Annotated in this window: 16 protein-coding genes; 11 read left to right on the forward strand and 5 right to left on the reverse strand. The window is 60.8% G+C overall.

Translation table 11 applies throughout. The features are described from left to right. Position 1 precedes the first annotated feature (1 nt). Complete coding sequence (locus AC07R0_RS22415) at positions 2–1,012, forward strand: inorganic phosphate transporter (protein ID WP_495077388.1); 1,011 nt, start codon at positions 2–4, stop codon at positions 1,010–1,012. Here AC07R0_RS22415 and AC07R0_RS22420 read toward each other — a convergent pair whose 3' ends face one another. Next, positions 1,013–1,459 carry a TM2 domain-containing protein gene (locus AC07R0_RS22420; protein WP_495106531.1) on the reverse strand — a complete coding sequence of 149 codons (447 nt, stop codon included), beginning with the start codon at positions 1,457–1,459 and terminating at the stop codon, positions 1,013–1,015. 8 nt (positions 1,460–1,467) lie between these two features. Beyond that, the gene (locus AC07R0_RS22425; RefSeq protein ID WP_495106532.1) at positions 1,468–1,989 is read right to left on the reverse strand and encodes a GNAT family N-acetyltransferase; all 522 of its coding nucleotides are present in this window, start codon (positions 1,987–1,989) and stop codon (positions 1,468–1,470) included. A 152-nt stretch (positions 1,990–2,141) separates the two neighbouring features. Between AC07R0_RS22425 and rpsP the strand changes: the two genes are divergently transcribed. The 7 genes from rpsP (at position 2,142) to hisC (ending at position 7,271) form a co-directional block, all read left to right on the forward strand. Further along, positions 2,142–2,402 carry a 30S ribosomal protein S16 gene (gene rpsP, locus AC07R0_RS22430; protein WP_495077391.1) on the forward strand — a complete coding sequence of 87 codons (261 nt, stop codon included), beginning with the start codon at positions 2,142–2,144 and terminating at the stop codon, positions 2,400–2,402. Positions 2,403–2,462: 60 nt separating this feature from the next. Beyond that, on the forward strand, positions 2,463–3,041 hold the full coding sequence (gene rimM, locus AC07R0_RS22435; protein WP_495077392.1) for a ribosome maturation factor RimM: 579 nt from the start codon (positions 2,463–2,465) through the stop codon (positions 3,039–3,041). Positions 3,042–3,058: 17 nt separating this feature from the next. After that, positions 3,059–3,817 (forward strand): tRNA (guanosine(37)-N1)-methyltransferase TrmD, encoded by a 759-nt coding sequence (gene trmD, locus AC07R0_RS22440; protein WP_495106533.1) that lies wholly within the window; start codon positions 3,059–3,061, stop codon positions 3,815–3,817. 116 nt (positions 3,818–3,933) lie between these two features. Next, on the forward strand, positions 3,934–4,323 hold the full coding sequence (gene rplS, locus AC07R0_RS22445) for a 50S ribosomal protein L19 (RefSeq protein WP_490593509.1): 390 nt from the start codon (positions 3,934–3,936) through the stop codon (positions 4,321–4,323). Between the two features lie 79 nt (positions 4,324–4,402). Next, positions 4,403–5,113: a CoA pyrophosphatase gene (locus tag AC07R0_RS22450; protein ID WP_495106534.1), complete on the forward strand. Its 711-nt coding sequence runs from the start codon at positions 4,403–4,405 to the stop codon at positions 5,111–5,113. Between the two features lie 33 nt (positions 5,114–5,146). After that, positions 5,147–6,124 carry a CobD/CbiB family protein gene (locus AC07R0_RS22455; RefSeq protein ID WP_495077395.1) on the forward strand — a complete coding sequence of 326 codons (978 nt, stop codon included), beginning with the start codon at positions 5,147–5,149 and terminating at the stop codon, positions 6,122–6,124. Between the two features lie 67 nt (positions 6,125–6,191). Then, complete coding sequence (hisC, locus tag AC07R0_RS22460) at positions 6,192–7,271, forward strand: histidinol-phosphate transaminase (protein ID WP_495106535.1); 1,080 nt, start codon at positions 6,192–6,194, stop codon at positions 7,269–7,271. On the opposite strand, the gene rsgA is transcribed toward hisC, so the two are convergent. From rsgA to AC07R0_RS22475, 3 genes are read right to left on the reverse strand one after another with little or no spacing between them, the layout of a single operon-like run. Next, positions 7,268–8,137: a ribosome small subunit-dependent GTPase A gene (gene rsgA / locus AC07R0_RS22465; protein ID WP_495106586.1), complete on the reverse strand. Its 870-nt coding sequence runs from the start codon at positions 8,135–8,137 to the stop codon at positions 7,268–7,270. The two genes, hisC and rsgA, sit on opposite strands and share 4 nt — an antisense overlap. Before the next feature lie 56 nt (positions 8,138–8,193). Continuing rightward, positions 8,194–8,532, reverse strand: a complete 339-nt coding sequence (locus AC07R0_RS22470) for a 4a-hydroxytetrahydrobiopterin dehydratase (protein WP_495106536.1) — start codon at positions 8,530–8,532, stop codon at positions 8,194–8,196. Beyond that, positions 8,529–9,830 (reverse strand): M48 family metallopeptidase, encoded by a 1,302-nt coding sequence (locus AC07R0_RS22475; protein WP_495106537.1) that lies wholly within the window; start codon positions 9,828–9,830, stop codon positions 8,529–8,531. The genes AC07R0_RS22470 and AC07R0_RS22475 overlap by 4 nt, the downstream gene beginning before the upstream one ends. 27 nt (positions 9,831–9,857) lie before the next feature. Here AC07R0_RS22475 and orn point away from each other — a divergent pair, with 27 nt between their 5' ends. From orn to AC07R0_RS22490, 3 genes are all read left to right on the forward strand, one after another. Continuing rightward, positions 9,858–10,466 (forward strand): oligoribonuclease, encoded by a 609-nt coding sequence (gene orn / locus AC07R0_RS22480; RefSeq protein WP_495106538.1) that lies wholly within the window; start codon positions 9,858–9,860, stop codon positions 10,464–10,466. 228 nt (positions 10,467–10,694) lie between these two features. Next, positions 10,695–12,569: a DEAD/DEAH box helicase gene (locus AC07R0_RS22485; RefSeq protein ID WP_495106539.1), complete on the forward strand. Its 1,875-nt coding sequence runs from the start codon at positions 10,695–10,697 to the stop codon at positions 12,567–12,569. 122 nt (positions 12,570–12,691) lie between these two features. Beyond that, positions 12,692–14,155: a sensor domain-containing diguanylate cyclase gene (locus AC07R0_RS22490; protein ID WP_495106540.1), complete on the forward strand. Its 1,464-nt coding sequence runs from the start codon at positions 12,692–12,694 to the stop codon at positions 14,153–14,155.

Raw genomic sequence — 14,155 nt, forward strand, 5'->3', positions numbered from 1 at the left:
GATGGCTACGGTGCAGGTGGGTTTGTGGGTGGTGGTAGTGCTGGTCGTCATGGCACTGTTGTTTGATTTCATGAACGGTTTCCACGATGCGGCGAATTCAATTGCGACGGTGGTGTCCACGGGGGTGCTGAAGCCAGTGCAGGCGGTGGTGTTTGCTGCGCTGTTCAATTTCGTCGCCTTGTTTATTTTCCATTTAAGCGTTGCGGCGACGGTAGGCAAGGGGATTGCCGACCCGGGTGTGATTGACGTTCACGTGGTGTTTGGTGCGCTGATGGGGGCGATTTTCTGGAATCTGGTGACGTGGTACTACGGGATCCCCAGCAGCTCCTCGCATGCGCTGATTGGCGGCATTGTGGGGGCGGTAGTGGGTAAGGCGGGTTCGGGGGCGCTCGTGGCTAGCGGCATTTTGAAGACCGTAGCATTTATTTTTGTGTCCCCGATTCTGGGCTTCTTTTTGGGGTCGCTGATGATGGTGGCGGTGGCCTGGATTTGTCGCCGTGCAACGCCATCTAAGGTGGATCGCTGGTTCAGGCGGCTGCAATTGTTGTCTGCGGGGGCCTATAGTCTGGGCCATGGCGGCAATGATGCGCAGAAGACGATCGGCATCATCTGGATGTTGCTGATTGCGACCGGCCACGCGGCTGCTACCGACGCCTCTCCGCCGACGTGGGCCATCGTGAGTTGTTACACGGCGATTGCTGGTGGAACCATGTTTGGTGGCTGGCGCATCGTGAAGACCATGGGGCAAAAGATCACCAAGCTCAAGCCTGTGGGTGGGTTTTGCGCTGAAACTGGCGGTGCATTGACCTTGTTTTTGGCAACGGCCTTGGGCATTCCTGTCTCCACCACGCACACCATCACTGGTGCCATTGTGGGTGTGGGTTCAACCCAGCGTGCCAGCGCGGTGCGTTGGGGGGTGGCTGGAACCATCATCTGGGCCTGGATTTTCACCATTCCCGCCAGCGCTTTTGTGGCTGCCGTGGCCTACTGGTTCAGCCTGCAGATTTTCTGATCATGGAGTGCTTTTGGGCGTTACTTCAATTTGGTATTCGAAGTAACGCTGAAAGCTGAAAGCCAGGCTGGCCATCAGGGTGCCGGTGCCGAACAGTAGGGCGCAGACCAGTGCACCTACTGTCAGCCAGTTGGATTGGCCAGGCGCCGCCTCGGCGTCTGTAGCGGGGTTGTAGGCCGAATTCCATTTCTCTGGCGTCTTGAGTCCATAGACCAAAGCAGACAGCGCGCCTGCGCTAATGGTCAGCCCAAGCAGCGGAATTAATACCCAACTCCAATGGTCGTCCAGACCCATCTGCTGCGCGCGAATGACGCCATACAAGCCTAGTGCCGAGGGAAAGGGGTACAGCCAGCCCCAGATATCGCCCATGCCGCGTAGGTAAAAGCGGTGCAGACCCAGTGGGCCGCCCAGAAAGGCTAGCCAGGCCGCGAGTGTTTTATTTTTCATGTGTGGGTCTATTCGGGGGGGTGGGCGTCGCCCGCGCCGATGGCTTTTTCCATCAGCACCACGTCCAGCCAGCGACCAAATTTCCAGCCGCAAGACTTGAGTATGCCCACCTGGGTGAAGCCCAGGTTGCGGTGCACGCCGATGGAGCCCGCGTTGGCCGAGTCTCCGATGACGGCGATCAGCTTGCGTACACCAACTCTTTCGGCCTGCGTGGCCAGCTCGGTCAACAACAAGCGTCCCAGGCCTTTGCCTCCAATATTTGGGGCCATGTAGATGGAGTCTTCGGCAGAAAATCGGTACGCGGGGCGTGGTTTGAACCAGTTGCAGTAGGCAAAGCCCAACACCTGGTCTGCGTTCTCTAGCACCAGATAAGGCAGGCCTTTGGCGAGTACGTCGGCTCTGCGGCTGGCCATGTCTTCGGCGCTGGGAGGGGTGGTTTCAAAGGTGCCGGTGCCGTGCAGGACGTGGTGGGCATAGATGGCGGTGATGGCGGGAATATCTTTGTCGTGGGCGGGGCGTATGGTTGGCATGTAGAAGGACGTTATAATGGAGGGCTTTTCAGCGTGTCACTGGCTAGGTGGTCAGTTGCGTGTCTCAACGCTGGAATATATCGCTAGGTCCCTACATCAAGTTGGGCCTGGTACATCGGTTGAAATGGTTCAACCATCCCGAAGGATAAATCATGGTCGTTATTCGACTCGCCCGTGGCGGTGCAAAAGCACGCCCGTTTTTCAATATTGTTGTGACCGACAAGCGCACTCGCCGCGACGGTCGTTTCATTGAGCGCATCGGTTTTTACAACCCGATCGCTACCGCCAATGAAGAAAGCATCCGCATTGCCCAGGATCGCTTGACCTACTGGCGCGGCGTTGGTGCACAAGCTTCCCCCACGGTGGAACGCCTGATTGCACAAGCGGCCAAAAAAGCTGCTCCTGCTGCTTAATTAAATGTATTTGGGCAGAGCCGGGTCGCTAATGCGGCCATGCCTGCCCCGCAAAATCCCATGATGCCTCTTTTAGATACCGCTGAATTGCCGGCGGATGCCGTCGAAGTGGGGCGCATCGGTGATGCATGGGGAGTCAAAGGCTGGTTCAAAGTCGTCTCCCATAGCGCCGCACCCGAGGCGCTTTTTTCTTCCAAACGTTGGTATTTGCTCCCCACCGAGCGTGGCGCCAAGCACTTTGAAGGTGCTCGCCTGTTGCGCGTGGCTGAAGCCAAGGAACATTCCGGCGGCGTGGTGGCCCAGGCGCATGAAGTCGTGGGGCGCGATGCCGCTGAGGCTTTGCGTGGCTCTCGTATTTTTATTGCGCGTGCCAACTTTCCAAGCGCTGCGACCGATGAATACTATTGGGTCGATCTGATCGGCCTGGATGTGCTGAACCGCGAAGGTGTGGCCTTGGGGCAGGTCAAGGAGCTGATGTCTACCGGTGCGCAAACCGTGCTGGTGGTGGCTTACGAGGCCCTGGATGCCGCGGGCGTTGCGCAGACGCTTGAGCGCATGATCCCGTTTGTAGCGGCCTATGTGGACAAGGTGGATTTGCCCACGCGCTGTATCACCGTGGACTGGCAGCCGGACTACTAGGCTGTAAGGCGCTGCGTATGCGGTTCGACGTCATCAGTCTGTTTCCCGAGATGTTTTCGCCGTTTTTGACCAGCGGCGTGGCACGGCGTGCGTTTGAATCTGGCCTGGTACAAGTCCAAATTTGGAATCCCCGTGATTTTGCTGACGGCAACTACCGCCGCGTCGATGACCGTCCGTTTGGCGGCGGTCCGGGCATGGTGATGATGGCGGAGCCCCTGGCGCGCTGTCTGCGTGCAATCCAGGCGGATCGTGCCGATGCCTCGCCGACGCCTGTGGTACTTTTTTCTCCCCTTGGGCGGGCCCTGAATCACACAGCGGTTGAGGCCTGGTCCGCCAGCGCTGGTGCTGTGCTGGTGTGTGGGCGTTACGAGGGCATCGATCAGCGCTTCATTGATCAATTTGTGACCCACCAGATCAGTCTGGGTGACTTTGTCCTGTCCGGCGGCGAAATTGCGGCCCTGGCTTTGCTTGATGCGGTGGCGCGGTTACAGCCCGGTGTGTTGAATGACGAGGGCAGCCACCAATTGGATAGCTTCAACCCCGCCCTTGATGGGTTGCTGGACTGCCCGCACTACACCCGGCCTGAAATATGGGAAGAGCACCCGGTGCCGGATGCGTTGATGTCCGGCCACCATGCGCAGATCGAGCGCTGGCGCCGAGACCAGCGCCTGCAATTGACGGCGCAGCGGCGCCCGGATTTGCTGGAGGCGGCGCGGGCTGCGGGTCGCATCAGCCGGCAGGACGAAGCTGCCTTGAAGGCTGCGTCCCGTAGCTGAATGGCGTCGTTGGGGCGAAATGCTATAATCAAAGGCTTTTCGATCCTCTGCCTGGCCGCTTTGCCATCCCGGTAAAAGCATTTTTTAGGCGCATGCATGATCACTAGAGGAAAACCATGAACTTAATTGAAATCCTAGAGCAAGAAGAAATTGCCCGTCTTGGCAAGACCATCCCCGCTTTCGCCCCCGGCGACACGGTGATCGTCAGCGTCAATGTGGTTGAAGGTTCGCGCAAGCGCGTGCAGGCCTATGAAGGCGTTGTGATTGCCAAGCGCAATCGCGGCCTGAACAGCGGCTTCACCGTACGTAAGATCTCCAGCGGCGAAGGCGTGGAACGTACGTTCCAAACCTACAGCCCGCTGATCGCTGGTATTGAAGTCAAGCGCCGCGGTGATGTCCGCCGTGCCAAGCTGTACTACCTGCGTGACCGTAGCGGCAAGTCGGCTCGTATCAAGGAAAAGCTGCCTAACCGTGTCAAAGTGGCCGCAGCAGCAACAGCCGCTTAATTCGCACTGTTCTCCTTGGAAAAACCGCCCAAGCGTCAAGCTTGCGGCGGTTTTTTCTTGGGGCGTACCATCTGCTGCTGTGACCCAGCCTTCCCCCATTCCTTTGTCCAAGCTGCCCAACTTCGATCCGCGCCAGGTGCCGGTGGTGGGTAGCGACGCGCATTTGCCGGCGGTCACCGCCACGGCCTTGCAGCCGGATGCCTTGCGCCAGCGTTTCCTGTTCCCGCCGTCCTGGCAGCCTGAAGTACGGGCCGAGCCGCGTTTTACCGAGCGCGCGCCGGTGCATGCCTCCGTGTTGATCCCCATCGTGCTGCACCCCTGGGAGCGGGGCGGCCCTAGCGTGCTGTTGACTCAGCGCACCACCCGCATGTCCAACCATTCTGGTCAGATTGCCTTTCCGGGTGGCAAGGCCGATGCCACCGATGTAGATGCTGTCGCCACGGCCTTGCGCGAGGCTTGGGAAGAGGTGGGCCTGCCCCGTGCCTATGTGCAGGTGTTAGGTGAGCTGCCGGTTTATTTGACCGGCACAGCCTTCATCGTTACGCCGGTGGTGGCACTGGTGCAGCCCGGCTTCACCCTGGTGCACCAGCCTGAGGAGGTGGCCGATGTGTTTGAAGTGCCCTTGGCATTTTTGATGGACCCGGCCAACCACCGGCGCCACCATTTCGACTGGGAAGGCGGGCAGCGCGAATGGTTTTCCATGCCCTACCAGGATGCCCATGGCGAACGTTTCATATGGGGCGCCACTGCCGGAATGCTGCGAAACTTCTACCGTTTCCTATCGGCCTGAAAGCGCGTCGCCGCAGGTCGTTATGATCGTGGGATGAGCTTTTTCGCGATCATGTTTGCGCTGCTGCTGGAGCAGGTCCGCCCCCTGGCCCGAGACAACCCGATCCACGGCATGCTGCGCGCTTGGGTGCGCGGCTGTAGCCGTAATTTCGATACGGGCTCCGCCCAGCATGGCTGGTTGACCTGGTTGTTGGCGGTAGGCCTGCCCAGCCTGGTGACCTTGGGCTTGCATTGGGTTCTGGCCTGGTTCGCGGGCTGGCCATTCGCGGTGGTGTGGAACGTGGTCGTGCTTTATGTCACTCTGGGTTTTCGCCAGTTCAGCCACCACTTCACCGAGATCCGTGATGCGTTGGAAAGCGGCGACGAGCCCTTGGCGCGCCAGCTGCTCGCGCGGTGGCAGCAGGTCGATGCCACCGAGCTGCCGCGTAGTGAAATCGTGCGCCATGTGATCGAGTATTCGGTGCTGGCCGCGCACCGCCACGTGTTTGGCGTGCTGGCCTGGTATTCCATCGGCGCAGCGTTGGGCCTGGGCCCGGCTGGTGCGGTGTTCTACCGCCTGGGTGAATTTGTATCGCGTTACTGGCGCTACAAGGACCCACAACAACTGGCCAGCCCTGCGCTGCAGCAGGTGGCTAATGGCGCCTGGACTTTGATCGACTGGCTGCCCGCGCGCATCACGGCGTTTGGTTTTGCCGTGGTGGGCAGCTTTGAAGATGCCATCGACGGCTGGCGCAATTACGCCCAGCGCTTTCCCAACGACAACGACGGCGTAGTGCTGGCCGCTACCTCGGGCGCCTTGAATGTGCGCCTGGGCGGCGAGGCCTTGAAGACCACCGAACCCCCGCAGTCCGGCCACGGCCTGCCGCTGGAGATGGATGTGGATACCGAATCCACCCCCGGCCGCGACCCCGAGCTGGGCCATCTGCGTAGCGTGGTGGGCCTGGTGTGGCGCACTGTTGTCCTCTGGATGGGCTTGCTGGCCCTGCTGACCCTGGCAAATCTGCTGGGTTAGTGTTTATAAAAAATCGGGCTCTGGCGCAGGTAATGCCTATGCTGGCAGCTATGAAAGTAGTAGCATTTTGACTTCTTCTCCACCGTCTTTCTGGAGCCCGGTTGTTGCCGGGTTGGTGCCTTATGTGCCGGGCGAGCAGCCCAAGCTGCAGAACCTGACCAAGCTCAACACCAACGAGAACCCTTACCCGCCGTCCCCCAAGGTGCTGGCCGCCATCCAGGCCGCGGCGCAGCAGGGCTTGCAGCTGTATCCCGACCCCGAATCCACGCTGCTGCGCGGTCGTATCGCCCAGCAATACGGTCTGCAGCCCGAGCAGGTGTTCGTGGGCAATAGCTCGGACGAGGTGCTGGCCCATGCCTTTTTTGCGCTGTTCCAGCATGGCGATGCGCCGCTGGTGGTGCCGGATGTGACCTACAGCTTCTACCAGGTGTATTGCGGCCTGTACGGCATCCCTATGCATGTGGTGCCGCTGGACGAAGGGCTGCGCGTCAATGTGGACGCCCTGGTCGGCCCCGGCGAGGTGGCTGGCGTGGTGCTGGCAAATCCGAATGCGCCCACGGGCATCGGCTTGCCGCTGGCGCAGATTGAGCGCCTGTTGCTGCTGCATCCGCAGCGCGTGGTGCTGGTGGACGAAGCCTATGTGGATTTTGGCGGTGCGTCTGCCGTGGGCCTGATTGACCGCTATCCAAATCTACTGGTGACCCAGACTCTGTCCAAATCGCGTTCGTTGGCCGGTTTGCGGGTCGGTCTGGCCTGTGGCCAGCGGCATCTGATCGAGGCGCTGGAGCGGGTGAAGAACAGCTTCAACTCTTACCCCTTGGGTCGCCTGGCGCAGGCCGGTGCCTTGGCCGCGTTCGAGGACCAGGCTTACTTCGCGCAGACCTGCTCCGCCGTGGTGCACAGCCGCGAGGGCCTGACGCTGCAACTGGAAGACATGGGCTTCGAGGTCTTGCCATCGCAGGCCAATTTTGTATTTGTCCGTCACCCCCTGCACGACGCGGCCAGACTCGCTGCTGAGCTGCGTCAACGCGCGGTGCTGGTGCGCCACTTCAAGCAAGAGCGCATCGCACAGTACCTGCGCATCAGCATCGGCACGCCGGCGCAGTGCGATGCCTTGGTACAGGCGCTCGCAGAAATCCTGGGCTAAAACTTCGGGGCGTTCAGCTCGGCGAACAGGTCACTATATATTTTGTAGCGCCTGTCGCTGATACTACCTGCGCTGCCGTCGCTTTTGACTGCTGCCATAACGCCGCAGCCGGGTTCGTGCAAGTGGGTGCAGTTGTAAAACTTGCAGCGTTCCACAAAGGGCTTGATGTCCGGCATCAGTCCCGAGAGATGCCGGGCGTCGATGTGATGCAGGCCAAACTCCTGGAAGCCGGGCGAGTCGATCAGCGCGGTTTTTGCCTCTTTGTCCACCCAGTACCAGGTGGTGCTTGTGGTGGTGTGCTTGCCGGTGTTCAGCGCCTGCGAAATTTCGCGTGTGGCGGCGAGCGCGCCGGGCACCAGATGGTTGGTCAGCGTGCTCTTGCCCGCCCCCGACGGGCCCAGCACCAGCGTGGTCTTGCCGGCCAGCTCGGCTTTCACGGCCTCCAGGGTGCCGCCGCCGTCTTTCAGCGACAGCGGCAGCATGCGGTAGCCCATGTCGCGGTAGGCGGCCAGCCAGCCCCAGGCGCGCTCGAAGGGCACGGTCAAGTCTTGCTTGTTCAGCGCGATCAGCGGCGTGATGCGTTCGGCCTCGGCGGCTATCAGCGCGCGTGACAGCTGGGTTTCGGAGAACTCGGGCTCGGCGGCGATCAGTATCAGCACCTGGTCCAGATTCGCGGCAAAGGACTTGGTGCGGATCTCGTCCTGGCGGTAGAACAGGTTGCGGCGCGGCTGCAGCTTCTCAATGGTGCCGTCTTCGCCCTGGCCGGCGGCCGCAGGCAGCCACAGCACCTTGTCGCCGACCACGGCGCTGCTCTTCTTGCCGCGCGGGTGGCAGATCAGGCGGCTGCCATCCGCGCGCTCCACCATGCAATGCCGGCCATAGGTGGCGACCACCAGGCCCGGGGTCAGGGCAGGGTGCTTGCTCACAGGGCCAATAGCCCGTTGATGCGTGCCGCGCAGTCGAAGTCGGTGGACGTGAGGCCGCCCACGTCGTGGGTGTTGAAGCGCACCGTACAGCGGTTGTAAGACACCTGCAGGTCCGGGTGGTGGTCTTGTGCGTGAGCCACCAGGGCCAGCGCATTCACAAAGGCAATGGTTTCAAAGTAGTTGGCGAAGCGAAAGGTCTTGGTAATGGCTACCTCGGCTCCGTCGCCGTCCAGCGTCCAGCCCTCGACGTGGGATAGCTTTGCTACGATTTGTGCAGCATTCAACGCAGGCCGTTTCTGCGCCGCCCAGTCTTTTTTCTTGAAATCGGAGGTCATGCCGATGCTCCTTGTGCAGCGCCTTGCGCCATGCGTGCCAGCCGCTCGGAGGCGGGTGGATGCGAGTAATAGAACTTCACGAACACCGGGTCGGGGGTGAGCGTGGAGGCGTTGTCTTCGTACAGCTTGAGCAAGGCGGTAGACAGGTCTTGCCCGCTGGTTTGCTGGACGGCGTAGGCATCGGCCTGGAACTCGTGCTTGCGCGATACCTGGGCCGATAGCGGCGCGATGAAGAAGGTCAGCACCGGCGTGGCCAGCATGAACAGCAGCAGGGCCAGCGCGTCGTTCGGTGCGCCTGACATATTCGGGATCACGCCCAGCCCGGTGTAGAACCAGGCCTGGGCCGACAGCCAGCCCAGCAGCGCGAAGCCGACCAGGCTCAGTGCAAACATGGTCACGATGCGCTTCAAGATGTGTTTGTGCTTGAAGTGACCTAGTTCATGGGCAAGCACCGCATCCACCTCGCCGGGGGCCAGCTTGGCCAGCAGTGTGTCGTAGAACACCACGCGTTTGGCCGCGCCAAAGCCGGTGAAATAGGCATTGGCATGTGCGCTGCGTTTGCTGCCGTCCATCACGAACAGGCCCTTGGCGGCAAAGCCGCAGCGCTGCATCAGGGCGGTGACGCGGGCCTTCAGGGTTTCGTCTTCCAACGGCTTGAACTTGTTGAACAGCGGAGCGATGAAGGTGGGGTAAATCATCAGCAACAACAGGTTGATGCCCATCCAGGCGCTCCAGGCCCATAGCCACCACAAATGGCCGGCGCTGCCCATCAGCCACAGAATCAGCGCGGCAATCGGCAGGCCGATGACGATGCCGACCAGGCTGGACTTGAGCATGTCGGCCAGCCAGAGCTTGAGGCTGGTTTTGTTGAAGCCGAAGCGCTCTTCGATCACAAAGGTCTGGTATAGCGCCACGGGGATGTCGATCAAGCCGCCAATCAACACAAAACCGGCCAACACCGCCAGCTGTTGCAGCATGCCGCCGCCCAGCCAGGCCAGCAGGCTTTGGTTCAGCCAGTTCAGGCCGCCCAGCAGGGTCCAGCCCAGCAGCACCGTGGTGCTCAAAGCCATCTCCAGCAGGCCAAAGCGCGCCTTGGTCACGGTGTAGTCGGCGGCCTTTTGATGGGCTTCCAGAGTGATGTTGCTAGTAAAAGCGGCGGGTACGGCGTTCCGGTGGCGGACCACGTGGCGGATCTGGCGCGTAGCCAGCCAAAACTTGACCCACAAACCAATGATCAGGAGGGCGGCAAAGCCCAGCGTGAGGGCGGCCGAGGGCGAAAAAACGGCGGTATCTTGCATGGGCGGGAGTGTAGGCCATCGGTGACAATGCGGTTTATGGCTGAAATCAATACCCTATCCCCCGTGTCATCAGAGACCTTGCTAGCAAAATCGGACCACAACTTGATCTGGCTGGACTGTGAAATGACCGGTCTGGACCCTGAAGTGGACCGTCTGATCGAGATCGCCGTGGTCGTCACCGGCCCCACTCTGGAGCCGCGTGTCGAGGGCCCGGTTTTTGTCATCCACCAGTCGGACGCGCAACTGGACAAGATGGACGCCTGGAACAAGGGCACGCACGGCAAAAGCGGCCTGATCGACAAGGTCAAGGCATCCACCACCACTGAAGCCGAGGCCGAGGCGCAACTCATCGCCTTCCTGGCGCAGTACATCCCCAAGGGCACGTCGCCCCTGTGCGGCAACAGCATCGGCCAGGACCGGCGTTTTCTGGCCAAGTACATGCCCAAGCTGGAGGCTTTCTGCCATTACCGCAACCTGGACGTGAGCACCCTCAAGGAACTGGCCAAGCGCTGGCGGCCCGAAGTGGCGGCCTCCTTCAAAAAGCAGCAAAAGCATACGGCTCTGGCCGATGTGCATGAATCTATTGAAGAACTTGTGCACTACCGCACACACTTTTTGAAGATGGCCGCAGAGTAATTAGGTGGAAACCCGAATTCGGGCTATAATTCGAGGCTGCACTGAAATCAATTAGTGCACTTTGCACATCTCCCTTCACTCATCTGGCGCACAAAGTTGCGCCAACTGATGCCAGGCCAGCAGGCCTATAAAGGTATCGGCTCCGTTTGATGGTTGATGTTTTTTAACCATTTACGGGGCAGTCCGCGGGCCATTGCAGCTTCGCGTTCTCTCCATGTGAGTAATTAAATGAACGACTCTTTTGACGTCGCGGGTGACTTTTCGCCTGCAGCTTCCTTCTCTTCTTCCAACGACACCTTCGTGACCGAGACTTTGCAGTCCGAAACCGAAGTGGCTACTACCGCGCAGCCTGAAGTGCCGAATGGCTTTGTGACCCTGGGCCTGGCGCCTGAACTGGTGCAAGCCGTGGCTGATCTGGGATACACCCAGCCTACCGCCGTGCAAATGCAAACCATCCCCATGGCCATGCAAAGCGAGTCCGCCCGCTTTGTCGACCTGATGGTTTCCAGCCAAACCGGTAGCGGCAAGACCGCCGCCTTCCTGCTGCCCGTGCTGCACACCTTGCTGAAACAGCAAGCCGAAGCCGAAGCCGCTGAAAAAGCCGAATACGAAGCCGCTGTCGCCGAAGCCGCTGCCAAGGGCGAACCTGCTCCCAAGCGCGCCAAGCGCAAGGACCCCACCAATGCCCGCAACTTCAAGGCCGCTACCCCTGGCGCCCTGATCCTGTGCCCGACCCGCGAACTGGCCCAGCAAGTGGCCCACGACGCCATCGGCCTGGTGCAGCATTGCCGTGGCCTGCGCATCGCCAACGTGGTGGGTGGCATGCCTTACCAACTGCAAATTGCCAAGCTGCAAAACGCCAACCTGGTCGTGGCCACCCCTGGCCGTCTGCTGGACCTGCAACGTTCGCAGCAAATCAAGCTGGACCAAGTCCAGTTCCTGGTGGTGGACGAAGCCGACCGCATGCTGGACCTGGGTTTCTCGGACGACCTGGCTGACGTCAACCAGATGACCATTGGCCGCAAGCAAACCATGATGTTCAGCGCCACCTTCGCGCCGCGCATCCAGCAACTGGCTTCCCGCGTGATGCGCGAACCCCAGCGCGTGACCATCGACAGCCCGCAAGAAAAGCACGCCAACATCAAGCAAATCCTGTTCTGGGCCGACAACGCACAGCACAAGCGCAAGCTGCTGGACCACTGGCTGCGTGACACCAGCATCGCCCAGGCGATCGTGTTCGCCAGCACCCAGATCGAGTGCGATGGCTTGGCCAACGACTTGCAACAAGAAGGCTTCAGCGCCGTCGCATTGCACGGCGCGCTGAGCCAAGGTCTGCGCAATCGCCGCCTGATGGCCCTGCGCCAAGGCCAAGTGCAGATCCTGGTAGCCACCGACGTTGCTGCTCGTGGTATCGACGTGCCCAGTATCAGCCACGTGTTCAACTTCGGCTTGCCGATGAAGGCCGAAGACTACACCCATCGTATTGGCCGTACTGGCCGTGCGGGTCGCGACGGTATCGCCGTGACCTTTGCTGAAATGCGCGATCGTCGCAAGATTTTCGACATCGAAAGCTACAGCCACCAGCAGTTCAAGGCGGAAGTGATTCCAGGTATGGAGCCACAACAGCGCCAGCCCGATTCGCGTCCTCCACGCGGTGCAGGCGGTGGTTTCGGCGGCCGTGACGGCGCTCCCCGTGGCCGCAGCTTCGGTCCTTCGCCACGCGGCGATCGTGGTGGTTTCGGCGGCGGCAACCGTGAAGGCGGTGGCGGTTATGGTGGCGCCAGCGGTTTCAACGACCGTAACAGCCGTCCACCAGCACGTACCGGCGGTGGCTATCAAGGCAACCGTGACAACGGCGGCGGCTTCGGCGGTGGCGATCGCGGTGCAGACCGTGGTTTCGGCGGCGGCGCTCCCCGTGGTGACTTTGCACCCCGTGGCGATTTCGCTCCCCGTGGTGACCGTGCCGAACGTGGTGACTTCAATGCACCCCGTCCCGCTTTCTCCAAGCCAGCTTTCAGCAAGCCCGGCGCGGGTGCTGGCAATGGCGGCAAGGTGTTTGTGCCCCGTGATACCAAGAAGCGTTTGACCAAGCCCGCACGTTAATTCGCTGCGCTCTTGTACCTCGCAAACCAGGCCCTTGTGGCCTGGTTTTTTTTCGTCTGCGCGCAGCGCCAGCCGGCGAGGCTCGATGGCAACCTGCACAATACCGGCCAGGAGGTTCTGCTGTGTCCCATGTGTCATCCCCGGCCGATTACGCGCAATTGTTCGATTTGGCCCCCGTTTCGCTGTGGCTGGAAGATTTCAGTGGGCTCAAGCGCCTGTTCGATCGCTGGCGCAGCCAGGGTGTTATCGACCTGAACGCACATGTGCAGACCCATCCGGACTGCCTGGCGGAGTGCGCGGCTTGCCTGCAGGTGCTGCAGGTCAACCAACGCAGCCTGGAGATTTTTGGCGCCCGCAGCCAAGACGAGCTGTTGGCCAATCTGGACCAGGTGTTCCGGGGGGATATGCTGGGCAGGTTGATGGAGCAGCTTTTGCCCATGTGGGAGGGTGCGCTGGGCTTTTCCGTGCAGACGGTGAACTACAGCCTGGACGGCCGGCGGCTGGATGTGAAGGTCCAGGCCTGTGTGCTGCAAGGCTATGAGGGCAGCTGGGCCCGCGTCATGGTGTCCCTGGAAGACATTACGCAAGAGCTGCAGACTTCTCGGCAGTTGGTCGCCAGTGAACAGCACGCACGTGACTTGTTCGACTACTCCCCGGTATCACTTTGGGTGGAGGACTTCAGCGCGGTCAAGTTGCTGCTGGATGAGTTGCGCATGCGCGGCATCGAGGACTTCCGCACCTTCATCAATGTGCACCCCGAATTCGTCTCGCGCTGCATGCAAGAGATCCGCGTCATCGACGTGAACCAGCAGACACTCAGCATGTTTGGTGCGCAAAACAAGGCCGAGTTGCTGGCCCGCCTGAGTGAAGTCTTTCGCGGCGAGATGCGCGACTCGTTTGCCGAGCAATTGATTGAGCTGTGGCAGGGCAAGACCACCTTGATGCGCGAGGTGGTCAACTACCGGCTCAGCGGCGACCTGATCAACATCCATATGCAATTCGCTGTTTTGCCCGACCACCTGGTCAACTGGGATTTGGTGCTGGTTTCGTTGGTGGACATCACGGCCCGCAAGAAGGCCGAGGCTTATCTGGAATACCTGGGTAAACACGACTCCCTGACCCAGCTGCGCAACCGGGCTTTTTACATGGACGAGCTGAACCGGCTTTCGCGCAAAGGCCCTTGGCCGCTGAGCGTGCTGGTCATCGACCTGAACGGTCTGAAGCTGGTGAACGACGAAGACGGCCATGTGGCCGGCGATGCATTGTTGCGCCGCGCGGGCGAGGTGTTGGGCAAGGTGAACAACCCGAATGCCTGTGTGGCCCGTACCGGAGGCGATGAATTCGCCATGCTGTTGCCGGGGGCCGACGAGCGCGGCGCGCAGGCCGTCATTGAACGCATCCAATCCTTGCTGGAATTGAACAACCAGTTTTACTCGGGCCACAAACTGAGCATGGCCATCGGTGCCTCCACCTGCCACGCTGGCGACCAGTTGGAAGCCGCGTTGCACCGTGCCGACCGCGCCATGTACGTCGAGAAAACCCGCTACTACCACGAGAACCAAATTGAGCGGCGCCTGCATTCCTAG

It is taken from the genome of Rhodoferax sp. GW821-FHT07F03, assembly GCF_059418745.1.

What these genes read in the sequence shown, in the direction of transcription:
- orn (WP_495106538.1), top strand. Translation starts at nt 9,858, where the DNA reads ATGCGGTTTATGGCTGAAATCAATACCCTATCCCCCGTGTCATCAGAG.
- AC07R0_RS22455 (WP_495077395.1), top strand. Translation starts at nt 5,147, where the DNA reads ATGAGCTTTTTCGCGATCATGTTTGCGCTGCTGCTGGAGCAGGTCCGC.
- rsgA (WP_495106586.1), bottom strand. Translation starts at nt 8,137, where the DNA reads ATGGTGGAGCGCGCGGATGGCAGCCGCCTGATCTGCCACCCGCGCGGC.
- rplS (WP_490593509.1), top strand. Translation starts at nt 3,934, where the DNA reads ATGAACTTAATTGAAATCCTAGAGCAAGAAGAAATTGCCCGTCTTGGC.
- AC07R0_RS22425 (WP_495106532.1), bottom strand. Translation starts at nt 1,989, where the DNA reads ATGCCAACCATACGCCCCGCCCACGACAAAGATATTCCCGCCATCACC.
- AC07R0_RS22420 (WP_495106531.1), bottom strand. Translation starts at nt 1,459, where the DNA reads ATGAAAAATAAAACACTCGCGGCCTGGCTAGCCTTTCTGGGCGGCCCA.
- AC07R0_RS22415 (WP_495077388.1), top strand. Translation starts at nt 2, where the DNA reads ATGGCTACGGTGCAGGTGGGTTTGTGGGTGGTGGTAGTGCTGGTCGTC.
- trmD (WP_495106533.1), top strand. Translation starts at nt 3,059, where the DNA reads ATGCGGTTCGACGTCATCAGTCTGTTTCCCGAGATGTTTTCGCCGTTT.
- AC07R0_RS22475 (WP_495106537.1), bottom strand. Translation starts at nt 9,830, where the DNA reads ATGCAAGATACCGCCGTTTTTTCGCCCTCGGCCGCCCTCACGCTGGGC.
- AC07R0_RS22470 (WP_495106536.1), bottom strand. Translation starts at nt 8,532, where the DNA reads ATGACCTCCGATTTCAAGAAAAAAGACTGGGCGGCGCAGAAACGGCCT.
- rimM (WP_495077392.1), top strand. Translation starts at nt 2,463, where the DNA reads ATGATGCCTCTTTTAGATACCGCTGAATTGCCGGCGGATGCCGTCGAA.
- AC07R0_RS22485 (WP_495106539.1), top strand. Translation starts at nt 10,695, where the DNA reads ATGAACGACTCTTTTGACGTCGCGGGTGACTTTTCGCCTGCAGCTTCC.
- rpsP (WP_495077391.1), top strand. Translation starts at nt 2,142, where the DNA reads ATGGTCGTTATTCGACTCGCCCGTGGCGGTGCAAAAGCACGCCCGTTT.